Below are 23,207 nucleotides of genomic sequence, written 5' to 3'. Positions count from 1 at the left end.
GGCCCCCTACCCGCCCCCTACCCGACCCCTCGGGCCGCCGGGGCGGCGGCGTCCAGCAGCACCCCGGCCGCCGCCCGGGCGTCCGCGGCGGCGCTCGGGTCCCCGTGCACGGCCGCGACGGTGATCGCGCCCTCCGCGAGCAGGGCGAGCTGCCCGGCGGTGGCGGGCGGGGCGCCGACGGCCTCGACCAGGCCGGCCAGGAAGCCGGCGAACTCCTCCTTGTGGTGCCGGGCGGCGGCCGCCACGGCCGGGCTGGTGGCGCCCAGCTCGCCGAAGGAGTTCACGAACGCGCAACCGCGGAAGCCCGGCTCGGCGAACCACCGGCCGAGCCAGTCGAAGACCGAGAGCAGCTGGTCCCGGGGCGTGCCGCCGGCCCGCGCCACGTGCACGGCCAGGCTCGCCCGCCAGCGCGCGTCCCGGCGCAGCAGATAGGCCTCGACCAGCTCGTTCTTGGACGGGAAGTGCTGGTAGACGCGGCGCAGGGTCAGCCCGGAGGCGGCCCGGACGGCGTCCATCCCGACCGCCTGGACGCCCTGTCCGTAGAACAGCTCCTCGGCCGCGTCGAGGATCCGGGTCCGCGGGTCCGGCTGCTCCATCTGCTCCGCCCTTCCTCGGGGTCTTTTTGCGTGAGAACGCTCGTTCTCCTAGAGTACCAACCAGAGCGAGAACGATCGTTCTCGCCCGTGGAATGCCCGTTCCCGAGGAGAAGCCCGTGACCGAACAGCGCCCTCCCGTCCCGCCGTTCACCGAGCAGAGCGCCCACCGCAAGGTCCGCGCCGCCGAGGACGCCTGGAACACCCGCGACCCGCAGCGCGTCGCCCTCGCGTACACACCCGACAGCCGCTGGCGCAACCGCGCCGAGTTCCTCACCGGCCGGGAGCAGATCGCCGCCTTCCTCACCCGCAAGTGGCAGCGCGAGCTCGACTACCGCCTGATCAAGGAGCTCTGGGCGTACGACGGCCACCGGATCGCGGTCCGCTTCGCCTACGAGTGGCACGACGAGCACGGCGGCTGGCACCGCGCGTACGGCAACGAGAACTGGGAGTTCGACGAGCACGGGCTGATGGCCCGGCGGCTGGCCTCGATCAACGACCTGCCGATCACCGCCGGGGAACGGCTGCTGCACTGGCCGCTCGGCCGCCGCCCCGACGACCACCCGGGCCTCACCGCACTCGGGCTCTGAGCAGCCCCGGCCCGTGCGGCGCAGGCCGACTGACGCCGCATCGGGCCGCGCTGTTCCACGGCTGTGACACGGCGCGCACCGACCGCTGACCTCGAACTGGGAACCTCCTTGTCGAACACACCGAACCCGTCGCAGCTCGACGACGGCGAACGTCAGCACCATCCAAGGGGGACCCGGAAATGTCCGTGCGCAACCGATTCGGCACCGCCGCAGCGATCGCTCTGATGACGACCGCGAGCGCGGTCCTGCTGTCCGCCTGCGGCCCCGACAACAGCGACCCCGGCTCCGCCGCCCCCGGCGCGACCGGCTCGGCGGCTCCGGGCAGCGCGGCACCGGGCGGGGGATCGCACGCGGGCAGCCCCGCACCGGGCGGCAAGGAGGTCAACGGCACCTCCGCGGCCAACCACCTGACCATCAGCACGGGCACCAGGAGCGTCGCGATGAACGGCGCCACCGTGGACTTCGGCACGGTGGTCCGCGACCTCGCCTGGTCCCCCGACGGCAAGAAGGTCGTCTTCGTCGACGGCGACGGCAACCTGGTCACCGCCAACCCGGACGGCAGCGCCAAGTCCACCCTCGCCAAGGCCCCCAGCGGCGACGCCTGGTCCCACCCGACCTGGCAGCACGCCACCAAGGAGCTCAACGGGGACGGCGTGCCCGGCGGCGTCGAGCGCTTCAACAACATCGTGTTCGCCTCCAGCAAGGGCGGCGTACTGCAGCTGGAGAGCATCCCGGCCAAGGGCGGCACCCCGCAGGTGCTCACCCCGAGCAGCTCCGAGGGCGGCACCGACAACGGCATCCCGCAGCCGCCGAAGACCGGCAACACCTGGGCCAACGCGGGCGGCCAGCAGGGCAGCATCGCCTACGCCAACACCCCGGCGAACGAGGTGTACGTCTACGACGACTACATCCGCCCGAACACCCACGACATCGGCAAGGGCTCCCAGCCGGCCCTGTCCCCGGACGGGGACCACCTCGTCTTCGTCCGCTCGGTGAACGGCCACGACCACCTGTTCAGCCGGTCCACCGACTACACCCAGAAGGCCGAGAAGGACCTCACCCCCTCGGCCACCACGGACTACACCGAGCCGGCCTGGTCCCCCGACGGCAAGACCCTCGCGGCCCGCACCCCGGACGGCGTCAGCACCGTGCCGGCCGACGGCTCGGCGGCGCCGACCCAGGTCTCCACCATCAAGGGCCTGCCCTCCTACCGGCCGTGAGTCACGGCTGCTCCGCTCCGGCCGTCCGGGCCAACTCGGCACGCAGCTCGGCGAGGTGCTCGTCCGCCGACTCGTGCGGCAGGAACTCGACCAGGTCGAGGAAGCGGAACAGCACCCGGGTCCCGGTGACCGCGTACTCGTAGTCGCCGAACCCGACCACCGCCCCCGTCCCGCCGCGCGCCGCGCCACGGACGGCGGCGGCGGTCAGCCCGTCCGGCGCCTCGGCGGCGGTCACCTTCCGGCGCGCATTGGGCCGGGCCAGGTACGGGCACACCATCGCGGCGTAGAGCATGCAGGCGCGGTGCCCCGGCCCCTCCAGGGTCGGGGCACCGTTGCGGTACGGGCGCCCCGCCGCGAGCGCCTCCGCGATCGCGGCGCTCTCGGACGGCCCGACCACCCGCCACACCGGGCCGCGCGGCATGAACCTCCCGCACACCGAGCACTTGCGCTCCAACGCGCAGTCGGCGCTGCGCCCGTGGTCGGTCAGCGCGAACTGCGGCTGCCCGTCCTGCCAGGGGGTGATCGCCGGCACCGGGTAGCCGCGCTCGTCCCGAGGGCGTTCCCCCACCTCGTCCGGCATCGGCACCAGTTCGAATCGCACGCCCCTATCGATACCAGTCGGGCGCCCTCCCGGTCGAGCGCCGGATCACGACGACTCGCGACGGACGGCGCTACCGCTCGGCTCCGGGGCTCGCCGCCGTCCCGGAGTGCCGGAGCAGGGACCGCAGCGCGGGCCGGACCTTCGGGCCGTGCCGGCGCCACCAGGCCCGCACCCACAGGCCCTGGGTGGCGACCAGGGCGACGACCGTGGCGACCGCGTCGGCGAGGGAGAGCGGGTCGGCCGGACCGCCGAGGGTGTGCAGGGCCCGGGTGAGGAGCACCAGGGTCACCTCGGCGAAGACCAGGTAGCCGAGGAGCAGCGAGCCGAGGGTGCCCAGCACCATCAGCACCGCGTACCCGCGCACGATGCGCCGCTCCCTCGGCCGCAGGGCGGCCAGCGGGTCGGGGCGGGGCCGGCCCAGGCAGCGGGCCGCGAGGTGGCGGCAGTAGGCCCCCGCGTCCCGGTAGAGGTTGCGGCAGGAGAGCAGGTCCTGGAGCAGGAAGTAGACGTCGGTCCGCATGAAGACCATCAACTCGACGGCCACCGCGAGCAGTTTGCTGAGCGCGAGCAGGGACAGCAGCCGGTTCGGGCCGGTGCCGGCCTGGATCAGCACACAGCCGCCCGCGGTCGCGAGGTCCAGGACCATGCCGGAGAGGTAGACCGTGCAGCGCACCCGCCGGGTGCACTGCCAGATGCCGGAGACGTCGGTCTGCATCACCAGGAACTGCAGCCGGGTGCCCAGCCGGATCGTCCCCGGCACCCCGGCCGCGCGGGCGGTCAGCAGATGGGACAGCTCGTGGACGTAGAGCAGTGCCCAGGTGAGCGCGGCCTGTCCGGCGAGCACGAAGGTGCCGCGGTCGCTCCAGACCAGGTCGTGCCAGCTCGGCCGCAGCTCCGGCCGCACGGCCAGCACCACGGCGGCCGCCGCCGCGACCGCGAGCAGGAGCACCGGGACGACCGGGCTGAGCAGCCAGCGGACGTGCTCGGTGCGGATCCACGGCAGGCTGGACCGCACCGGCGGGGCGGAGTCCACCGCACGGCCGTCCACCGAGCGGACGAAGCCCAGCGCCGTCAGGGAGGTCACGAAGGAGGCGACCGCCAGCCGGCGTCCGGTGTCCTGGCGGATCCGCGCGGCCGTCTCGGCCACCGTCAGCCCGGACCGGAGCAGGCGGATCGCCTGGACGCCCTCGGACGGCAGCGCCACGAAGTCGCCGGTGTCGGCCCGGCCGACGATCCACTCCCCGGCGTCCTCGCGCATGCCGAGCGGGTGGAAGACCACCCGGGCGTCCTCCCGGACCGCCTCAGCCACGGCAGTTGGGGCAGTCGGGCCGGCGCTCGTGGCGGACCAGCGGCTGGTCGTCCGGGGCGATCAGGTTGACCGTCCGCATGTAGCCCGGGGCCAGTCGGGAGGTCCCGGTGAGCAGGGCGATCACCTCGTAGGCGACGAGGTTGCCGGAGATCCCGGCGGAGGCCGAGAGCACGCCCGCGCCGCCGAGTCTGGGCGGCGGTCCGGCCGACAGCTTGGCCTCCTCGCCGGCGGCGACGCACTGGAAGCAGGGACCCTCCCGGGTGAAGGTGCCCACGGAGACGAACGGGCCGTTGTAGCCGCCGCCGACCCAGGGGACGCCGGTCTCGGCGCAGACCTCGGAGGCCCAGCCCCGGATGGTCTCGCTGTCCGGCTCGTCCGCGCACAGGGCGAGGGCGTCGTGGCCGGTGACCAGGTCGGCGAGCGCGGCCCGGCCGTCCACCGTGCGGAGGTCGTGGGTGACCTCGATGCCGGAGTTGACGGCGCGCAGCCGCTCGGCGGCGACCTCCGCCTTGGGGCGGCCGAGGTCGGCCTCGGTGTACAGGACCTGACGGGTCAGGTTGGAGACCTCGACCCGGTCCGGGTCGACGCAGTGCAGCCGGCCGACCCCGGCCGCGGCGAGCGCCCAGGCGGCGTGGCTGCCGGTGCCGCCGACGCCGAGCACCAGCACGCTCGCGGCCTTGAGCTTCAGTTGGGCGTCCCACTGGTTCTCCCGGGGCCGGAGGTCGGTCCGGCGGAAGAAGGCCTGGTTCCTGGCGTACCGGTCCTGTTCGGCGGCGCTGAGCAGGTCGGTACCGGTGCCGGCCGCGTCCTCGACGTAGCCGGTGCCGATCAGTCCGCGGACCAGTCGGGCCGCCTCGTCAGGCGTCAACGTGCGGTGTTCGGCGCACAGTTCGGCGACGATCCGGTCCACGCCGCGGGTGCCGTCGAGCAGGCCGAGGGCCGTCCAGACCCAGCCGTGCGGGTCGCGGATCTCGGCCCCGAGGCCGTAGAGCTCGCCGCCGATCCGCACCGAGCCGTCGTCGGTGCGGTAGGGCAGGTGGTCGAACTTGACCTGTGGCAGTCTCATCAGGGCGGCTCTCCCCGGGAGTTCGGTGGACGGGCGGTGCGGGCGCAGGGGGCGGCGGTGCTCGGACGGTCGGCGGCGACGCGGACGGTCGGCGGTGACGCGGAGGTGCCGGCGGGGGAAGCCCCCGCCGGCACCGGGTACCGCTGGGTGTCGAAGCTCAGCCCTGGGCGGACTTGAGGCCGATGGTCTCGATCCGGTCGAGCATGCGGATCTCGATGGCGGCGACCTCGTCCTCGACCTGGACCTGGACGTCGAGCTCGGTGATGTCGTTCTGCATGATCGTCTCCTTGAGGTGAGTCACGTGCCGGACCGAAGTGGCCCGTCAGACCTGCCGGGTCGGGCCCGGCGGGGCTGTGTCCACCATCCTCAGCGGTCCCACTACTCGCCGGCTCTCCATCGCCTACCCGTCCGCCCCACCCGTCACGGCCTGCGGCTTTCCCGCGCCCCGGGCGGTCAGGCGGACTCCGCGAGCCGCGCCCGGACGGCCCGTTCGAGGAACCCCTCGTCCTCCGGCACCGGGCGGCCCAGCGCCGCGAGGCACAACCGGTGGGCGGTCCCGTTGTCCAGGTCGCCGAGGTACAGCCGGGTGCCGGCCGCGCGGCGCAGGTCGCCGAGGGCGAGGAAGCCGTTGACGGCCCGCAGCAGGTACCTGCGGGCCCGGGCGTCCCGCCGGATCGCGAAGGTGATGCCCACGCTGCTCGCCAGCGCGGCGGCGGCCGGGCCGTGGCCCGCCAGGACGGCCGCGTGCTCGCCGAGTTGCTGGGTCTCCACCAGGGCGTCGAGTCCGCAGCTGCCGATCAGGTGGTTCTGCTGCACCACGGCCAGCTGCCAGGTCGTGCGGTGGTCGCCGAGCGAGGCGGCGAGCCGGGTGAGGGCGAGCAGGGTGCCAGCCTCCGCCCGGAGCCAGGCCCGGGCCGCGATCGCGTCCTCGAACGGGTACGGGCCGACCCAGGGGTGGCGCGGTTCGACCGGGACGTGCGGCCCGGCCGGGGCGATCAGCCGCCGGGCGGCGTCGGCGACCGTGACGTACCAGTCGACCATCCGCTCCCGGGCGGCCGCCGAGGCCGCCGGGTCCTCGGCGGCGAGCTGACGCCCGTACAGCCGGACCAGGTCGTGCATCCGGTAGCGGCCGTCGGCGGCCGGCTCGATCAGGTGGAGCGACTCCAGGATCCGCAGCAGCGGCCGGACGGCCGCCCCGGAGGCGCCGAGCGGGGCGTCCGGCCCGCCGGACAGGGCGGCCGCGACGGGTTCCGCGACGGACTCGGCCGGATGCAGGCCGAGCAGCCGCAGCAGCCGGGCGGCGTCCGGGCCGAGCCGGCGGTAGCTGTGCTCCAGCACCCGGGAGACGGCCAGGTCGCCGTCCGGCAGGCTGAGCGCGGTGAGCCGCTGGTCCTCGGGGGCGAGTTCCGCGGCGAGGCCGGAGAGCGGCAGTTCGGGCCGCTCGGCGAGCCGGACCGCCGAGATCCGCAGGGCCAGCGGCAGTCCGCCGCAGAGCCGGGCGAGCTCCCCGGCGGCCTCCGGTGCGTCGGCGACCCGGTCCCGTCCGGCGATCCGGCCGAGCACCTCGACCGAGTCCGCTGGCGACAGGACGCCGAGCCGCAGCGGTACCGCGCCCGTGGTGGCGACCAGGCCGCCGAGCTTGCCCCGGCTGGTGACCACGGTGAAGCTCTGCGGCGAGTTGGGCAGCAGCGGGCGGACGTGCTCGTGGTCCCGGGCGTCGTCCAGCACCACCAGCAGGCGGCGGCCGGCCACCGTCGAGCGGTAGAGGTCCTCCCGCAGCGCCTCGTCGTGCGGGATCAGCGGGCCGGGGACGCCGAGGGCGAGCAGCAGGCGTTCCAGCACCCCGGCGGGCGACTCGTGCTCGTCCCGGTCGTAGCCGTGCAGGTCGACGAAGATCTGGCCGTCCGGGTACTGGGCGGCCAGCTCCCGGGCCGAGCGCAGCACCAGCGAGGTCTTGCCGACCCCGGCCGGGCCGGTGACCGCCACGATCCGGCTGGTGTCGCAACCGGCCGCGGACAGCTCGGCCAGCCGGTCGATCTCCTCCCGCCGGCCGACGAACCCCGAGGTGACCTGGGGCAGTTGGGCCGGGGTCGGCAGGTTCGGCGGCCGCTCGGGGAGGTCCGGGACGTCCGAGAGGTCCGGGACGTCCGGTCCGGCGCCGTCGGCCCGGGTGGGCCGGCCGGCGGGCGGGTCGACCGGCAGCTCGTGCCGCAGGATCGCGCGTTCCAGCTCCAGCAGCCGCTCACCGGGGTCGAGCCCGTACTCCTCGGCCAGCACCCGCCGGGTGGCCCGGACGACCGCGAGCGCGTCGGCCTGCCGGCCGCAGCGGTAGAGCGCGCCGGCGGCCCGTTCGGCGATCGACTCGCGGGCCGGGAACTCGCCCGCGAGCGCGGTCAGTTCCGGCACCAGCTCACGGTGCCGCCCGAGGGACAGTTCCAGATCGGCCAGCAACTCGTAGGCGGTGAACCGCTCTTCGTCCAGGCGGGCCCGGGCCGCGGCGGCGAACGGGGCGTCGATGCCGCTCAGCGCCTCGCCGCGCCACAGGGCCAGCGCCTGCCGGAGCCGGTCGGCCGCCTCCTCCGGGCGGCCCTGGTCGGCCAGTTCCCGGGCCCGGGCCAACCCGGCGCCGAACTCCGCCGCGTCCAGGTCCTCGTCCCGGACGGCGAGGCGGTAGCCGGCCGGGTCCAGGGTGAGGGCCTGCGCGGCCGGCGGCGGCAGGGCCCGGCGGAGCGTGGAGACGACGGTGTGCACCTGCGCGCGGGCCGTCCGCGGCGGGGCGTCGCCCCAGAGGGCGTCCACCATCCGGTCGATGCTGACCGGATGGTTGGCGTGGAGCAGCAGCAGGGCCAGGCCCGCGCGCTGGCGCGGGCGCGGCACCGTCACCGCCGCCCCGTCGAAGCGGACCGCGAACGGCCCCAGGATCCCGTACCGCACCATGCGACGTCCTCTCCCCCGTGCCCGGCCCGTCCGCGGCCGGTCGGGCCGCGGTGTCGGACCGGACCACCCCGCCCGGGCCGGTGGCCTGGCGGGGTGCCGAATCCTCATGCGCGGGTCAACGCACCCGGGGGCCGGGGCGTTCCGGGTTCGGCGGTGGCCGAATGGTCGGCGGAGGCGGTGCGGGAGGCCGGGTGCGGACGGGCGTCGGTGGGACGGCCGCGCGAGGCGGGGTAGCGGTGCGTGTACGGGGGATGACCTGCGACGCGGGCTCCGACGGCCGGGCCGGGGCGGCGGGCCAGCAGGGACGTCGGGGACGCCGCGACGGCGCGGACCGGCCCCGGGACGCCGGGACCGGCGACCGCGCGGCGGCAGCCGGTCGGTGCGACCGGCGGCCGCCGGGAGGTCAGTTCCAGATTCCCATGATGTCCGTCACACCGGCCGCGTTGCCCGCGTGGCCGCTCGCCCCGGCGAGGTCCTCCAGGGTGCGCAGCACGTTGTAGTGGTTGTAGCGGGTGGCCGAGGTGGCGCCCGGGGTGACGTGGGCGCCGTAGAGCAGGGTCGGGATCCGGTTGCCGGAGAGGCTGTTGTCCTCGTCGAAGGTGACCAGCAGCAGGCTGTTGTGGCTCTGCGCCCAGGTGGCGTACGCCCCGAGGTTGTTCTTGAGCCAGGTGTCGCCGGTGCTCACCGAGCAGTCGTGCATGTCGCTGCACAGGTTCGGCACCACGAAGGAGACTGTCGGCAGGGTGCTGTAGTCGCCCGGGAACTGGGCGAAGGTCAGGGCGGTGTTGAGCGGCACGTTCCCGAAGCCGAACCAGGGGTTGTGCTTCTGGGCGTACTTGCCGCTGCTGCACACGGTGCTGCCCTGGCTCGGCAGCGACTCGTTGTAGCTCGCCCAGGTCTTCCCGGCGGCGGTCACCTCGGAGGCCAGGTTCGGGGCCTGGAAGCCGCCGACCGTCACGCAGCCGTCGTCGACGGTGCCCTGGGTGGAGCCGGAGAACAGCGCGTAGTAGTTGGGCTCGCTGGGGTGGGTGATGGCGTAGGACTGGGTGAGGGTGGCGCCGCCCGCCGCCAGCGTCTTGTTGAGGTACGGGGCGCTGCTGCTGCCGATGATCTGGCTGTAGGCGTGGTTCTCCAGCACCACGACCACGACGTGGTCGGGCGTGGGCAGTCCGGCCGCCTGGGCGGTGCCGGCGGCCGCCCAGAGTCCGGCGGAGCCGGCGAGCAGGGCGACGGCCGATCCGATCGCGAGCGCGGTGCGGCGCGAGCGGGGCCGGGCGGCGACGGGGCGGGCGTCGTTCAGGGGCTTCGCGGACGCGGTCATGACCATTCCTCGGGTGGAGGGCGGCCCCGGTGTCGGGGCCGCCCGGTACGGGAGGTGCCGGAGCCGAAGGGGCTCGGTAAGGGGCCTAGTAGGGCGAGCCGTTGGAGAAGTCGGTGGCGAAGGTCGTCTCGATGGTGTTGAGCACCCCGGAGTCGGAGACGATCAGGCCCAGCTCGCGGTTGTTGTTCAGCGAGTTGTCGGAGAAGTTCTCCGAGCCGGCGAACACCTTGGCGGTGGAGGTGCCGTAGTCGGCGACGATGGCCTTGGCGTGGATGTACAGGCCGGTGGTCGAGGAGTACGTGACGACCTTGGCGCCGGCCGCGGTGACCTGGTCGAACTGGCTGCCGTAGGAGCTCGGGTTCATGCCGACGACACGCACGGTGACGCCGCGGTTGGCGGCGGCGGTGAGGGCGTCGACCAGGGCCGGGTCGCCGAACTCCAGCTCCTGGACGTCCAGGGAGGTCTGGGCGCCGTTGATCAGCGCGAGCAGGCGGTCCTGGGAGTCGGTGGGCGACCAGACCAGGTTGTCGCCGTCCGAGGGGGTGATCGAGGTCTGGGCGTAGTCGGCGGCGAAGACCTGCTCGATCGCGGCGACGTCGTTGGCGTCGGTGTCGAAGACGCCGTAGTCGCGGCTGCTGTCGTAGTAGGTGGAGTCCAGGTTCCCGGTCAGGATCAGGGACTTGGCGCCGTCCACCGTGACGGTCTTCTGGTGGGTGTAGACGAAGGCCGAGGAGGAGTAGGTCACGCCCACGCCGGCCGCGCTCAGGGCCTTGTAGGCGGCGCCGTTGACCGAGGTGTGCTTGCGGTCCAGGACCACCCGGACCTGCACACCGGCCTGCTGACGGGCGATCAGGGCCTTGACGGCGGTGGTGTCGCGCAGCTCGTACATCGTCACGTCGACCGAGCTGGTGGCCGAGTTGATGAAGCTGACGACCAGGCTGTGGCTCTGGTCCGGGAAGACGACCGTCGAGAAGGTGCCGGTGACGGCGTCGGCCTGCGCGGTGCCGGTGGCGGATATCAGGCCGGCGCCGGCGAGCAGTAGCGCACCGGCACGGCGCGCGAGGGTGGCCAGGGTCATGGGGGACTCCATGGTCGATGAAGGGGGGAAGTCGGGCGCCTCGCACCGGGGCCGCACGATGCGGACGGGACGGGCGAAAGCGCTCGAACAGCATGCGGGCGCGGCAGTCAACGCGGGTAGACCACGGGAGGTAAAACCTTGCCCCCGAGCCGGGAAACGAATGGTGCGCATGACAAAACGGCCGGTCAACGGAGGATGTGGGCGATCCGGTTCACATTGCCACCGACCACCCGAAGCGGAGATAGTGATCTTCGACCGAGGTGATCCGACACCGCGTCAGCCCGAGAGAGAACCGAGGAACATGGCGAAGACCAGCCTTCTGCGTCCGCTCGCGGTGGCCGCAGCCGCCGTCGTCCTGGCGGCTTCCGGCGCCGTACCCGCCCTGGCCGCCGACCGTGACGGCGCGGCTCTGCCCACCCCCGACACCGCCGGCGTGCAGAGCGCGCTTCAAGCCACCACCGCCGCGGGCGCCCCCGGCGCCTTCGCGGTCATCCGCGACCACGGCGACGACGGCAACGGCGACCGGACCCGCTCGCTGACCGTCGGCAAGGCCGACCTGGACGGGACCCCGATGAACTCCTCGTGGAGGTTCCGGGTCGGCAGCAACAGCAAGATGTTCGCGGCCGTTCTCGTGATGCAGCTGGCGCAGGAGGGCCGGATCGACCTCGACAAGCCGATCCGCGACTACCTCCCGGCCGGCACCCTCCCGGACAGCTGGACGATGACCGGCCGCCAGGTGATGGAGCACCGGGCCGGCATCTACGACCACACCAACGACCTGCTGGAGCAGGCCGGCGAGGAGACCACCAGCGCCTTCGAGGCCCGGATCCGCAACACGGTCTACGCGCCGGCCGACCTGGTCGCGATGTCCGTCAAGCACGGGCAGCAGTACACCCCGGGCAGCCGCTACTCCTACTCCAACACCGACTTCGTGCTGATGGGCCTCGCGATCGAGAACCTCACCGGCCGCCCCTACCAGGACGTGCTGCGGGACCGGATCATCGAGCCGCTCGGCCTGGAGCAGACCTCCTTCGTCGTCCCCGACCAGCGGATCGCCGGCGCGCACATCACCGGCTACCTCACCAACGACGACCGCAGCAAGCCGCTGCTGGACTCCACCGAGCAGAACGGCTCCTGGGTGTGGAGCGCCGGGGCGGTCATCTCCACCTCCGGGGACCTCGACACCTTCCTCACCGCGCTGATGGCCGGCAGCCAGGGCGGGCTGGTCTCGGACGACTCGCTGCACCAGATGGAGGCCGCGCTGCCCACCCCGACCGCCAAGATCTCCTACGGGCTGGGCCTGCGCCGCATCTCGCTCTCCTGCGGGGACGTGTACGGGCATGGCGGCATCGTCCAGGGCTACCAGACCCAGTCCTTCACCACCCCGGACGGGCGGCGCTCGGTGGTGGCCTTCGCCAACGCCTCCAACAACGGCTCGGTCACCCAGGGCCTGATGAACACCCTGGAGCCGGCCTTCTGCGGCAAGAAGCCGGCCGCCGCGCCGCGCAACGGCTTCGCGCCGGCCGCCCGGGACTTCCAGGGCACCCAGGGCACCCAGGGCAACCAGAACGGCCAGGGGCTGCCGGTCGTGGAGGACACCCGGATCTGACGCCACACCGGGCCGGGTCGCGCTGTTACGGCGTGGCCCGGCCCGGGTCGTTACGGCGTGGCCCGGCCCGGGTCGTCAGGGCGTAGCCCGGCCCGGGCGGCCGTCCGTGCTCAGATCGGTGAGCGCCTCGGTGAGGATCTCCCGGGCCTCGTCGGCCCGCCCCTGCTCGATCAGCGCGGTGCCCAGCTCGGTCAGCGTCTTGGTCATGCTGTCCGGGCGCCCGATCGCCTCGTAGTGGAACAGCGCCTGCCGGAACGCCTTCTCGGCGGCCGGCCAGCGCTGCAACGCCGCCCGGTCCTGGCCGAGTTCGTGCGCCGTCATGGCCGCCAGCAGGTGCATCAGCGGCGATGACCAGTGCTCCACCAGCTCCAGCGCGCCGGCCAGCGCCCGGCGGCGGGAGTCCGCCGCCTCCTCGGCCCGGCCGAGCTCGCGCAGACAGGTCGCCGCGCCGCGCAGGGTCACCAGCCGGCCGATCATCGCGGCCCGGTTGTCGACCTCGCCGAAGGCCTCCGCCGCCCGCTGGTAGCTCTCGCTCGCCTCCCGGTGGCGCTGCAGGTGCCGCAGCCCGGAACCGAGGTAGGTGAGCGCCCAGCCCTGCTGCTCGTGGTCGCCCAGGTCCCGGGCCAACCGCAGCCCCTCACCGGCGAGTTCGATGCCGCGCTGGTAGCGGTGCAGACAGGTGACGTACGTCCAGGCCAGGTAGTTCACGTGCACCGCCTCGGCCCGTCGGTCGCCGCACGCCCGGGCCGCGTCCACCGACAGCTGGAACACCTCGCCCCAGAGGTCCCAGCTCAGCAGCCGGTCGGAGAACCAGTGCATGGCCTCGGCGGTGTCGATCACCTCCCGGTGCCGGCCCTCCAGTTGTGCCCGGTACAGCGCGGCCAGCCACTCCGGGTGCTCCTCCTCCAGCCAGCGCGCCGCCTCGGCGAGCGACTCCGGCGAACCGTCGGCGCCCTCGGCCGCGACGTGGTCCGGGTCGAACCGCAGGCCGTACCCCGCCGCCTCGCCCAGCAGTCCGCGCCCGGCCTCGGTCCGGGCCCCGGCCACCGCCCCGGCCGGTTCGTCGTGCCCGAGGCGTTCCCCCACGTACAGCCGCACCAGGTCGTGCAGCCGGTAGCGCTCCGGGGTGGCCGGCTGCACCAGACCGACGTCGACCAGCCGTTCCAGGACCAGTTCGGTGCGCGCCGCCGACAGCCCCGCGTAACGGGCCAGCACGGCGGCGGTGAAGTCCTGCCCGGCGGTCAACGCGCAGCGCCGGAGCACCAGTCGGGCCTCGGCGGGCAGTCGGCGGTAGGACAGTTCGAAGGCCGGGCGGACCCCGAGGTCCCCGGTCTCCAGCAGGTCCAGGCGGTTCTCCTCGGCGGCGAGCTGACGCACCAGCTGGGCCACCGGCTGCTGCGGCCGGGCCACCAGCCGCTGCCCGGCGATCCGCAGCGCCAGCGGCAGGTAGCCGCAGAGCCGGGCCAGTTCGGCGGTGGCGTCCGGCGCGGCCTCGACCCGCTCGGGCCCGGCGATCCGGGCCAGCAGGGCGGCGGCCTCGCCCGGGGAGAGCACGTCCAGCCGGAGCCGGTGCACCGCCTCCAGGCCGGGCAGCGCGTGCCGGCTGGTCACGATGGTCACGGCCGGGCCGGCCCCGGGCAGCAACGGGCGCACCTGGCCCTCGTCGGCGGCGTTGTCCAGCACCAGGACCAGCCGGCGCTCCCGCACCAGGGCCCGGAACAGTCCGGCCCGCTCCTCCGTCCCCGCGGGCACCGCCTGGTCCGCGACCCCGAGGGCGCGCAGCACCTGGCCGAGCGCCTCCCGGGCGGACAGCGGGGTGGCCGCCGTGCCGCCGAGGTCGAGGGAGAGCTGACCGTCCGGGAAGGCCTCGGCCAGAGCGTGGGCGGCGTGCAGGGCGAAGGCGGTCTTGCCGAGGCCGGGCTGACCGCTGACCAGCACCACCCGGGGGTGGGCGGGGTGCTGTTCCGCGGTGAGCGCGGCGAGGTCGGCGAAGGCCTGCTCACGGGCGGTGAAGTCGGCGAGGTCGCGCGGGAGGGCGAGGGCGCCGGGCGGTGCCGGGTCGGCCTCCGGTTCCGGCTGTGGCTCCGGCTCCGCGCCCGCCTCCGCGCCCGCCTCCGCGGCCGGCTGCGGCGGGTCGGACTCCTGGCCGGACGGCCGGACGGCCGGGACCTGGGGCGGCACCCGGCGGAGGCCCCGGGGGCGGCCGGACTGCGCGGCCCGCTCCAGCCCGGCGGTCTGCGCGCCGTCCAGGCCCAGCGCGGCGGCCAGGGCCTGGACGGTGCGCCGCTGCGGGCCGCGGGTCCGGCCGCGCTCCATGTCGCCGAGGGCGCGCAGGCTGACCCCGGCCGCGGCGGACAGGTCCTCCTGGGTCAGGCCCGCCGCCACCCGGTGCCCGGCCAGCAGGTGGCCGAACTCCCCCGTACCGCTCGCCACCGTCATCTCCCCGCCCCGCCCTGGTTCGCACTGCCGCGGTTCTGCCGCGGTTCCGTCGCAGTTCTGCCGGACGACGCGCCCGGGCAGACACCCGCAGGCAGAAGTATGCCCTGGCGGAAGTGCCACCGGCACCCGCCCGCCGCCTGCTGGGACACCGGGGACACCGGCGGACGGCGGGCGGTTCCGCCTGGCGGAACCGCCGGTAGTTCCGCCTGCGGCGTGCGGAACGGCAGGCGGTTGTGCTCGCGGGCCTTGACGTCCGGCGGATCCGCGGCGCCACCAACGCCCACCGGGGGCGGCGCCCCGCGTGCCACCGGGCCGGCTCCCGCCCCCCGGCACTGCACGGCCCGGGGCGCTACCGCTCCCCCGCGGCGGCCAGGGCGCGACCCCGGCTCCTGGCCTCCGCCGCCTCGGTGGTGCGGCCGAGCTCGGACAGCAGGTCGGCCAGTAGGCCGTGCGAGCGGGCCTCCACGACGGGGTCGCCGACGGTGCGGCCGAGGGCGACGGCGAGGCGGGCCGAGGACAGGGCGGCGTCCCGGCGGCCGAGGGCGTGCAGGGCGCGGGCCCGGCCGTGGGTGGCGAGCACCGCCCCGATGCCGCCCGGGCGGTGGGTGCCGGTGGGGGTGGTGGCGATCCGGACCGCCTCGTCGGCGTGGGTGAGCGCGCGGTCCGGGGTGCCGGCCAGCACCAGGGCCTCGGCGAGGTCGGTGAGCGCCCGCACCAGCAGGTGGTCGGCGGCCGGGGTGCGGGCGGCGGTGACCAGGTCGGTGAGCAGCGGCAGCGCCCGGTCGTACTGTCCGGCCCGGACCAGGGCGGCGGCCACCCGGCGCCGGCAGTGGTGGCGCAGCAGGGTGTCCCCGGCCCGGTCGGCGGCCGCGACCGCCGCGTCCAGGTGGTCCAGGGCGGTGCGGTGGGCGGAGCGGCGGACGTGCAGGACGGCGAGGTCGGTGCCCAGCCGGGCGAGGGCCGGGTCGTCCTGGTCGGTGTGCGCGGCGCGCAGCCCGATCTCGGCGACGGCCCGCCAGTCGGTCCGGTCGCGGCCGCCGCCCTCCTCCGCCAGCTCGTACAGCAGGCTGGTGCGGTGGGCGAGTTGCCAGGCGGCGCCGGTGCGGCCGTACTGTTCGGCGCTGAGCACCACGGCGCGCAGGGCGCTCTCCTCCCGGCGGAACCAGGCCCCCGGCGGGGTGGCGCCGCAGGCGTCGTCGGTGTCGCCCCACCGGGCGGTGAGGTCCAGGTAGTGGGCGATCAGCCGGTCGAGGGCGCCGAAGCGCTCGTCGCAGTCCAGTTCGGCGGCCTGTCCGGCGGCGTAGCGGCGGACCAGTTCGCGGCGGGCGTAGTGGCCGGGGGTGGTCTCGGCCAGCAGGTGGACGGCGTCGAGCGAGGTCAGCAGGGTGCGGGCGGTGGCGGGCCGGAGGTCGGCGAGGGCGGCGGCGGTGGCGGTGTCGATCACCCCGCCGGGGTGCAGTCCCAGCAGGGTGAACAGCCGGGCGGCGGCGGGCGGCAGGGCTCGGTGGGTGCGGTCCAGGGTGGCGGCGACGCCGATCGGGCCGCGGGCGGTGCCGGGACCGGCCAGGGCGGCGAGACCGGTCTGCTCGTCGGCGAGTTCGGCGGCGAGGTCGGCCGGCGACCAGTCCGGGCGGGCGGCCAGCCGGGCGGCGGCCAGGCGCAGGGCGAGCGGGAGGCGGTCGCAGCGCTCGGCGAGGGCGGCGATGGCGTCGGCGGTCTCCGGGTCGGCGGCCGGGCGGTCGGGGCCGAGGGCGCGGGCGAGCAGCGCGTGGGCGTCCGCCGGGTCGAGCGGGTCGAGCGGGAGGGCGATCGCGTCCTCGTGGAGCAGCAGTTCGCGCAGCCGGTTGCGGCTGGTCACGACGGCGACCGGGCCCAGGGCGGTGCTCGCCGCCGAGGGCCGGCCGGGCAGCAGCGGGGCGAGCTGCTGGTAGGAGGCGGCGTCGTCCAGCAGGATCAGGATCCGGCGGTCGGCGAGCAGTTCGCGGTAGCGGGCGGCGCGTTCCTCGGGTTCGGCGGGGACGGCCTCGGGGGCGACGCCGAGTTCGGTGAGGAATCCGGTCAGCACGTCGGCGCTGTCCAGCGGCCCGGCCGGGTCGGTGCCGCGCAGGTCGGCCTGGAGGACGCCCTCGGGGAAGCGCTGGGCGGCCCAGTGCTGGACCAGGCCGGTCTTGCCGACCCCGGCCGGGCCGGTGACCAGGATCGGGCCGCCGGTCCGGGCCGCGACGCCGAGCGCCTCGTGCAGCCGGGCGAGTTCGGCGGCGCGGCCGACGAAGCGCCGGTCGGTCGGCGCGTGGCGCGCCAACTGCTCGCCCGCCAGCCGTAGTTCGGGGCCGGGCGGGGCGGACAGCCGGGCCACCGCGTGCTCGTACCGGGCCCGGGCCTCCGGTCCGCGGCCGGCCAGTTCCAGGCACTGGACCAGCCGGGCGGCGAGCGGCTGCCGGTCCGGGTGGGCGTCGGCCGCCGCGGTGAGCTCGGCCACCAGCTCGCCGCCGCGGCCGGCCAGCAGCAGCCTCTGGGCCAGCCGGTCCAGGGCGCGCAGCCGCAGGTCGGTCAGGTGCGGGAGGGTGCGCCCGCGCAGCAGCTCGGATCCGCAGTCGGCGAGCGCGGGCCCCTGCCACAGGTCGAGGGCCGTGCGCAGCAGGGCGACGGTGGGGTCGTCGGTCCCCGGCGGGGCGGCGACCGCGGGCAGCAGGACCCCGGCCCGGTCGCAGAGCGCCCCGAAGCGCAGCAGGTCGACCCGGTCCGGGTCGCCCTCCAGGACGTACCCGCCGCCCCGGGTGCCCAGGGCCGGCCGGGGGTCGCCCAGTTGCTGGCGCAGCGCGGCGACGTGCCCCTGGAGGGCGGCCCGCGCGGTCGGTGGCGCGGCGCCGTCCCAGACCAGCTCGATCAGTTCCTCGGCGGCCACCGGCTCGTTCAGCCGGACGGCCAGCGCGGCCAGCAGCGCGCGCCGTTTCGGGGCGGAGGGCGTGACCACCGTGCCGTCCGCCCGCCGGACCGTCATCGGCCCGAGCAGCTCGATCTCCATGTTCCCCTTCCCGGGTCCGCACCGCCGTGGCCCGTCACTGGAGAGGACGACGGGCCCGGCGGCGGGGGTTCAGTTCGCGGACCGGCTCGCCGTCCGGTCCGGGCGGTGGACGGGGTCGGACCAGACCGGCGGCGTCCGGTGGTCCGGGCCGTCGACGACCAGCACGTCGAACGGCGCCTGGTCGTCGCCGCGGTCCCGGACGGTGAAGCCGGCCGCCGACAGGACCTCGGTCACCGCCGTGGCCATCGCCGCCTGGACCCGGCCGCCCTGGACGGCCGCCGCGGTGGGCTCGCCGCCCGGCTCGCGGTCCGCCGTCGCGCTGCTCCGCAGCAGGGCGCTCGGGTACCAGCTGACCAGCACCTCCGGGTCCTCCCCGAAGTGCTGGTTCCAGGCGCTGATCCGGACCGCCGCACCGACGGCCAGCCCGTCGTCCAGGCCGGCCGGCACCACCGGCAGCCCGGCGGCGGCGAGTTCGTCGCGGGCCCGCTGGGCCAGCCGCTCGTACCGGGCGTTCACGTGTCGCCCGAGAGTGTCGTCCATGCCCGAACGCTATCCGGCCGGTCCGGCGGCGCGACAGCCAACCTTTCCCGCCGGGGCCCGCCGTCCCGGACCGGCCCCGTTCTTCCGGAGCCGTCGTTCCGGAGTCGTCTTTCCGGAGTCGTCTTTCCGAACCCGGGCAACCATCCCGGACCGCTCCGGACTCTGTAGGGGTGGCGGCCCGACCGGGCGCGGGCGTTCGATCACGAACCGGACATGTGCGGGTATTACACTTCTCGCCCCCGACGACCGCCGTCAGGTCGCGGGTGTGGGCGAGGTGGGGGTACGGGGTGCGGATTCGGCTGCTCGGGCCGGTGGAGCTGCAGGTCGCGGCGGGTGGGCTGGCCACGTTGGCCGGGTCCCAGCGGCGGGCGGTCCTGGCGCTGCCCGCGCTGCGGCTGGGGCAGGTGGTCAGCATGGACCAGTTCTGCGAGCTGCTGTGGGGGGACCGACCGCCGCCCAGTGCCCGGGCGGCGGTGCAGGGGCACGTCGCGGCGCTGCGCAAGGTGCTCGCCGACACCCCGTTCGAGCTGCACACCCGGGCCTGCGGCTACCTGTTGAGCGGCCCGGCCGAGGAGGTGGACGCGCTGCGCTTCACCCGGCTGACGGGGCTCGCCGGCGAGCGCGCGGAGCGCGGTGCCGACGGGGAGGCGATCGCCCTGCTGGAGGAGGCGCTGCGGCTGTGGCGCGGCGACGCCCTGGCCGATCTGCCCGACACCCCGCTGCGGGCCGCCACGGAGGACCACCTGAAGCAGTCCGCCCTGGCCGCGCTGCTGCGGTGGGCCGGGCTGCGGCTGCGGCAGGGCACCGGCGCCGCGGCGGTGCCGGTGCTGGAGCAGCGCGTCCGGCGGGACGGGCTGCGCGAGGAGCTGGTGGCGCTGCTGATGCGCTGTCTGCACCAGGCCGGGCGGCCCGCGGACGCGCTGAACGCCTACCACCGGACCCGACTGCGGCTGGACCGCGAACTGGGCATCCGGCCGGGCGCCGCGCTGCGGGCGGCGTTCGCCGAGGTGCTGGCGGAGGACGGGGCGGAGGCGCCGGGGGCGGCCGTCCCGGTGTCCGGTGCCGCCTCCGCCGGGGCCGCTCCGGCCGGTGCCGCTCCGGTCGGTGCGACGTCGGCCGGAGCGACGTCGGCCGGTGACGGTGCGGCCGCTGCCACGACCGCCGCCCGACCATCTGCAGAACCGTTTCGCCAGGCTCCCCGGCTGCTCCCCCGGCAAGGAGCCCGGTTGATCGGCCGCACCGCCGAGACCCGGTGGCTGGACCGCGCCTGTGCCCCCGACCGGCCCTCCGACGGACCGGCCCTGGTGGTCGGCCCGGCCGGCGCCGGGAAGAGCGCCCTGGTCACCGCCTGGGCCCACCGGGCCGCCGAGCGCTACCCGGACGGCCAGCTCCACGCCGACCTGCGCGGCCTCGACCCGGCCGGCCCGGCCGACCCCGTCGCCGTCCTCGGCCGCTTCCTGCGCGCCCTCGGCGTCCCCGCCGACGCCCTCCCGGCCGACCGGGCCGCCCGCGCCGCGCTCTACCGCGAACGCACCAGGGGCCGCCGACTGCTGGTGCTCCTGGACGACGCCGCCGACGCCGACCAGCTCACCGACCTGCTCCCCGAGGGGCCGGACTGCGCCGCCGTGGTCACCGCGCGCGGCTCCCTGGAGAAGCTGGTCGCCACCGACGACGCCACCCTGCTGCGGCTCACCGCGCTGCCCGAGGCCGACGCCCTGGCCCTGCTGGAGCACCTGCTCACCCCCGGACGGCTGCAGGCCGAACCGGAGGCCGCCGGCCTGCTCGTCCAGCTCTGCGAACACCTGCCGTACGCCCTGCGGATCGCCGCCGCCCGACTGGCCGCCCACCCGGACTGGGCACTCGCCGAACTGGTCGCCGAACTCGCCGACGAACACACCCGGTTGGCCGCCCTGGAACTGGACGGCGGCACCGGCCTGCGGCACCAGCTGATGCTGACGTACCGTCAACTCCCCTCGACGGCCGCCGACCTGCTCGCCCTGCTGGCCCTCCACCCGGGCCGCGAGGTGGACGGCCACGCCGCCGCCGCACTGCTCGACGGCGACGTCGCGACCGCTCACCAGGCGCTCGGCGAGCTGGCCGCCCGCCACCTGCTCACCGGCGCCGCCCCCGGCCGGTACCACCGCACCGACCTGGTCCGGCTGTTCGGCGCCGACCTGCTCGCCGAACGGCCCGAGCGGGACCGGGAGGAGGCCCTCACCCGGCTGCTGGACCACTACCGGGCCGCGCTCCGGCACTGCGGCGGCCTCCTCGACCCCGGACAGGAGGACGCCCCGGCGCCCGGCCGGCCGGACCGGGCCGCCCCGACGGCCGTCGAGGTCCGCACCGCGCCCGCCACGGACATCCGCACCGCGCTCGACTGGTTCCACGCCGAGGAGCCCGCGATCCGGGTGCTGATCGACCGGGCCGCCGTCAGCCACCCCGACCGGGCCTGGCGGCTCGCCCTGACCACCGGTGCGCTCTACTACGGCGCCAGCCGCTTCACCGACTGGCTGGCCCGCGCCGAGGTCGGTCTCGCGGCGGCCGAGCGCTGCGCCGACCCGGTCGCGACCGCCTTCCTGCACAACTGCCGGGCGCAGGCGCTGGTCGCCCTGGAACGCCGCCACGAGGCGGCCGAGGCGGCCCGCCGGGCGGTGGCCGCCGCCGAGTCCGCCGACGGGCCCGCCGCCGACTCGGCCCGGGTGCGGGCCCTGGCCACCCTCGGCCTGGTCACCGCGATGCTCGGGGACACCGCCGAGGCGCGCAGGCTGGCGGCCGCCGCGGCGACGCTCGCCGTGGCCTCGGGCAACCGGAAGCGGCTGGTCGACGCCCTGGTCCACCAGGGCTGGGTCTGTCTGGCGGCCGGCGATCCGGCGGGTGCGCAGCGGCTGTCCCGGGAGGCCCGCGAACTGCTGCCGCCCCGCCCGGTCACCCAGGTGCACCTGTGGTCACTGCTGACCGAGGCGCAGGCCATGCCGTCGACCGTCCGGGACCACACCGCGGACCTCGCCTGGCACCGGGTGCTGGCCGCCTGCGAGGAGGCGGGCCTGCTCTACCTGCACGCCGTCGCCGAACAGTCCTACGCGGCCCACCTGGTGGCGCGCGGCCGGGCGCCGGAGATGCGCCGGCGGCTGCTCTCGGCGCTGGAACGCTTCCGTCGGCACGAGCAACTCGCCGGCTACCGCAGCGAGCTGACCGCCGGCCTGGAGGCCTCGCTCAGCCTGCGCACCGCCGACCGGCCGACCGACAACTGGTGACGGAACGCCCGGCCACCGGCTCCGGCCGCCGCGGCCGGGCCCGGCGGCCGGAGCGCCACCCGCACGACCCCGCTCAACCGGTGACCGGCGCGTACCCGTGTTCCGCCGCCAGCACCGGCCGCATCGCCCGGACCGCGTAGAAGTTGCGGGACTTGACCGTGCCCGGCGGCACCCCCAGCTCGGCCGAGGCCTCCAGCACCGAGCGGTCCTTCAGGTGCAGCTCGACCAGTACCTCGCGGTGGTGCTTCTGCACCCGCCGCAGCGCCAGCGCGATGTCCCGGGCGACCACCACCTGCTCGTACGGGTCGTCGACCAGCGGGCGGTCCTCGACCTGCTCGCCGATCACCTCCTTGGCCCGGGCGGCGGCCATCCGGTAGTGGTCGATCGCGATCCGCCGGGCGACGGTGAACAGCCACGGGCGGCTCGCCTCCGGACCGGCGGCCAGCGCCTCGGGGTGCTGCCAGGCGCGCAGCAGGGTCTCCTGGAGGATGTCCTCGGCCTTGCCGTAGTCACCCCGGGTGGCCCGGATCAGGGCGCGCAGCAGGTAGCCGCCGTGCAGGCGGTGGATCTCGGCCAAGGTGTCGGGGTCGAGGGTCGGTCGGGCCGGGGCCGGCTCCGGGGTCGCCGCGGGGGCGGCCGGCGGAGCGGCGGGCGGCTGGACGACGGGCGTGGGCTGAGCGACGGACTGCTTCGACACGCGCTACCTCTCAGGTCGGGCAAGGGCACACGGCAGGGCTTCCGCCGGACCTCCCCCGTGGCGGCAACAGCAGCCTGCCGGGCGCCGCCAAGGACCTGCCAACAATCCGCCAACGCCCGCTCACCCGGCACCCGACCCACCGTCGGGTGCCGCACCGGTACCGCTCCGGTACCGCCCCGGTGCCGCCCCGCGGCTCAGTCGCCGTTGAGCGCCCGCACCAGCTCCTCCACCCCGTCCTCGCCCCGGTGCTCGATCAGCACCGCGACCCACCCGGCCAGCCGCTCCCGCTCCGCCACCGTCCACCCCGGCGCGGACGGGTGCTCGTCCACCACCAGCGACCGCGCCGCCGCCAGCAGGCCCGGCGTCGGCTCCGTCCGGTGCCGCCGGTCCGGCAGCACCGCCAGCGCCAGCCGCCGGGCGACGGCCGTCACCCCGTCCGCGGTGCCCGCCGGCACCGCCAGTCCGGACGGCCCCGGCACCACCGGCGCCCCCATCCCCACCAGCGCCGCGATGTACGCCCGCACATCGGACTCGTCGTCCGCTTCCATCCCGCGTTTTCCCCCGTCCCGTTCCGTCCCGCTCAACGTGGCTCCCGCCGAGCGGGGTTCAGCCGCGGCCCGCGGGCGTTACCCGACGGTACGGGCGTGGTCGGAACCGCGCCGCCCACGACGACGCCCGGCCGGGCAGTCCCCAGTGTCGTGGTTCGCCCCGAAGATCACGAGCTGGGCCCCGGACCGGCGGGTCACGACCCCTCGGGAGGGTCCGTCCGGCGGGAGCGTAACCGGGCCCACCGACAGCGCCGGCCCCGCACGGACAGCACCGAACCGACGACGCCGACACGACGGCGGGGCGGGGGGGGGGGGGGGGGGCCCCGGGCCCCCCCCCCGGGGCGGGGGGGGGGGGGGGCCCGGGGCCCGCCCCCCGGCGC

General features: G+C 75.9%; 16 protein-coding genes. 4 read left to right on the top strand and 12 right to left on the bottom strand.

Going from position 1 to position 23,207, the window contains the following annotated elements:
- Window positions 1-17 precede the first annotated feature (17 nt).
- Window positions 18-596 (bottom strand): TetR/AcrR family transcriptional regulator, encoded by a 579-nt coding sequence (locus tag ACIP4P_RS05070; RefSeq protein ID WP_350514171.1) that lies wholly within the window; start codon window positions 594-596, stop codon window positions 18-20.
- A gap of 116 nt (window positions 597-712) precedes the next feature.
- Here ACIP4P_RS05070 and ACIP4P_RS05065 point away from each other — a divergent pair, with 116 nt between their 5' ends.
- Window positions 713-1,183, top strand: a complete 471-nt coding sequence (locus ACIP4P_RS05065) for a DUF1348 family protein (protein ID WP_400914894.1) — start codon at window positions 713-715, stop codon at window positions 1,181-1,183.
- Window positions 1,184-1,407: 224 nt separating this feature from the next.
- Window positions 1,408-2,403 (top strand): hypothetical protein, encoded by a 996-nt coding sequence (locus ACIP4P_RS05060; protein ID WP_400914893.1) that lies wholly within the window; start codon window positions 1,408-1,410, stop codon window positions 2,401-2,403.
- A gap of 1 nt (window position 2,404) precedes the next feature.
- Here the strand turns inward: ACIP4P_RS05060 and ACIP4P_RS05055 are convergent, their stop codons facing one another.
- The 6 genes from ACIP4P_RS05055 to ACIP4P_RS05030 all read right to left on the bottom strand — a co-directional run bounded on the left by ACIP4P_RS05055 (window position 2,405) and on the right by ACIP4P_RS05030 (window position 10,715).
- The gene (locus ACIP4P_RS05055) at window positions 2,405-3,004 is read right to left on the bottom strand and encodes a hypothetical protein (RefSeq protein ID WP_400914892.1); all 600 of its coding nucleotides are present in this window, start codon (window positions 3,002-3,004) and stop codon (window positions 2,405-2,407) included.
- Between the two features lie 70 nt (window positions 3,005-3,074).
- Entirely contained in the window at window positions 3,075-4,313 is a 1,239-nt protein-coding gene (locus ACIP4P_RS05050) for a hypothetical protein (protein ID WP_400914890.1), read from the bottom strand.
- Complete coding sequence (locus tag ACIP4P_RS05045) at window positions 4,306-5,379, bottom strand: HesA/MoeB/ThiF family protein (protein ID WP_400914888.1); 1,074 nt, start codon at window positions 5,377-5,379, stop codon at window positions 4,306-4,308. Before ACIP4P_RS05045 ends, ACIP4P_RS05050 begins: the two co-directional genes overlap by 8 nt.
- 453 nt (window positions 5,380-5,832) lie before the next feature.
- Window positions 5,833-8,316: a BTAD domain-containing putative transcriptional regulator gene (locus ACIP4P_RS05040; protein ID WP_400914885.1), complete on the bottom strand. Its 2,484-nt coding sequence runs from the start codon at window positions 8,314-8,316 to the stop codon at window positions 5,833-5,835.
- A 403-nt stretch (window positions 8,317-8,719) separates the two neighbouring features.
- Window positions 8,720-9,637, bottom strand: a complete 918-nt coding sequence (locus tag ACIP4P_RS05035; protein ID WP_400914883.1) for an alkaline phosphatase family protein — start codon at window positions 9,635-9,637, stop codon at window positions 8,720-8,722.
- 85 nt (window positions 9,638-9,722) lie between these two features.
- Window positions 9,723-10,715: a phosphatidylserine/phosphatidylglycerophosphate/cardiolipin synthase family protein gene (locus ACIP4P_RS05030; protein WP_400914882.1), complete on the bottom strand. Its 993-nt coding sequence runs from the start codon at window positions 10,713-10,715 to the stop codon at window positions 9,723-9,725.
- Window positions 10,716-11,016: 301 nt separating this feature from the next.
- Here ACIP4P_RS05030 and ACIP4P_RS05025 point away from each other — a divergent pair, with 301 nt between their 5' ends.
- Window positions 11,017-12,324: a serine hydrolase domain-containing protein gene (locus tag ACIP4P_RS05025; RefSeq protein ID WP_400914881.1), complete on the top strand. Its 1,308-nt coding sequence runs from the start codon at window positions 11,017-11,019 to the stop codon at window positions 12,322-12,324.
- Between the two features lie 75 nt (window positions 12,325-12,399).
- On the opposite strand, the gene ACIP4P_RS05020 is transcribed toward ACIP4P_RS05025, so the two are convergent.
- The 3 genes from ACIP4P_RS05020 to ACIP4P_RS05010 all read right to left on the bottom strand — a co-directional run bounded on the left by ACIP4P_RS05020 (window position 12,400) and on the right by ACIP4P_RS05010 (window position 18,328).
- Window positions 12,400-14,757: an ATP-binding protein gene (locus tag ACIP4P_RS05020; protein WP_400914880.1), complete on the bottom strand. Its 2,358-nt coding sequence runs from the start codon at window positions 14,755-14,757 to the stop codon at window positions 12,400-12,402.
- A 355-nt stretch (window positions 14,758-15,112) separates the two neighbouring features.
- Entirely contained in the window at window positions 15,113-17,788 is a 2,676-nt protein-coding gene (locus tag ACIP4P_RS05015) for a BTAD domain-containing putative transcriptional regulator (protein WP_400914878.1), read from the bottom strand.
- A 69-nt stretch (window positions 17,789-17,857) separates the two neighbouring features.
- On the bottom strand, window positions 17,858-18,328 hold the full coding sequence (locus tag ACIP4P_RS05010) for a hypothetical protein (protein WP_400914877.1): 471 nt from the start codon (window positions 18,326-18,328) through the stop codon (window positions 17,858-17,860).
- Between the two features lie 287 nt (window positions 18,329-18,615).
- Here ACIP4P_RS05010 and ACIP4P_RS05005 point away from each other — a divergent pair, with 287 nt between their 5' ends.
- Window positions 18,616-21,582, top strand: a complete 2,967-nt coding sequence (locus tag ACIP4P_RS05005) for a BTAD domain-containing putative transcriptional regulator (protein WP_400914876.1) — start codon at window positions 18,616-18,618, stop codon at window positions 21,580-21,582.
- Window positions 21,583-21,655: 73 nt separating this feature from the next.
- On the opposite strand, the gene ACIP4P_RS05000 is transcribed toward ACIP4P_RS05005, so the two are convergent.
- Both ACIP4P_RS05000 and ACIP4P_RS04995 read right to left on the bottom strand, forming a co-directional pair.
- On the bottom strand, window positions 21,656-22,279 hold the full coding sequence (locus ACIP4P_RS05000; protein WP_400914874.1) for a sigma-70 family RNA polymerase sigma factor: 624 nt from the start codon (window positions 22,277-22,279) through the stop codon (window positions 21,656-21,658).
- Between the two features lie 194 nt (window positions 22,280-22,473).
- On the bottom strand, window positions 22,474-22,827 hold the full coding sequence (locus ACIP4P_RS04995; RefSeq protein ID WP_400914872.1) for a hypothetical protein: 354 nt from the start codon (window positions 22,825-22,827) through the stop codon (window positions 22,474-22,476).
- Window positions 22,828-23,207 lie beyond the last annotated feature (380 nt).

This window comes from Kitasatospora sp. NPDC089509 (assembly GCF_044749365.1).
GTDB lineage: Bacteria > Actinomycetota > Actinomycetes > Streptomycetales > Streptomycetaceae > Kitasatospora.
This window is presented reverse-complemented; position numbering and strand designations above follow the sequence as displayed.

Bases quoted from the DNA above. Each gene is read 5' to 3' on its own strand.
- ACIP4P_RS05070 (WP_350514171.1), bottom strand. From the start codon at position 596: ATGGAGCAGCCGGACCCGCGGACCCGGATCCTCGACGCGGCCGAGGAG.
- ACIP4P_RS05060 (WP_400914893.1), top strand. From the start codon at position 1,408: ATGACGACCGCGAGCGCGGTCCTGCTGTCCGCCTGCGGCCCCGACAAC.
- ACIP4P_RS05045 (WP_400914888.1), bottom strand. From the start codon at position 5,379: ATGAGACTGCCACAGGTCAAGTTCGACCACCTGCCCTACCGCACCGAC.
- ACIP4P_RS05040 (WP_400914885.1), bottom strand. From the start codon at position 8,316: ATGGTGCGGTACGGGATCCTGGGGCCGTTCGCGGTCCGCTTCGACGGG.
- ACIP4P_RS05035 (WP_400914883.1), bottom strand. From the start codon at position 9,637: ATGACCGCGTCCGCGAAGCCCCTGAACGACGCCCGCCCCGTCGCCGCC.
- ACIP4P_RS05030 (WP_400914882.1), bottom strand. From the start codon at position 10,715: ATGACCCTGGCCACCCTCGCGCGCCGTGCCGGTGCGCTACTGCTCGCC.
- ACIP4P_RS05025 (WP_400914881.1), top strand. From the start codon at position 11,017: ATGGCGAAGACCAGCCTTCTGCGTCCGCTCGCGGTGGCCGCAGCCGCC.
- ACIP4P_RS05015 (WP_400914878.1), bottom strand. From the start codon at position 17,788: ATGGAGATCGAGCTGCTCGGGCCGATGACGGTCCGGCGGGCGGACGGC.
- ACIP4P_RS05010 (WP_400914877.1), bottom strand. From the start codon at position 18,328: ATGGACGACACTCTCGGGCGACACGTGAACGCCCGGTACGAGCGGCTG.
- ACIP4P_RS04995 (WP_400914872.1), bottom strand. From the start codon at position 22,827: ATGGAAGCGGACGACGAGTCCGATGTGCGGGCGTACATCGCGGCGCTG.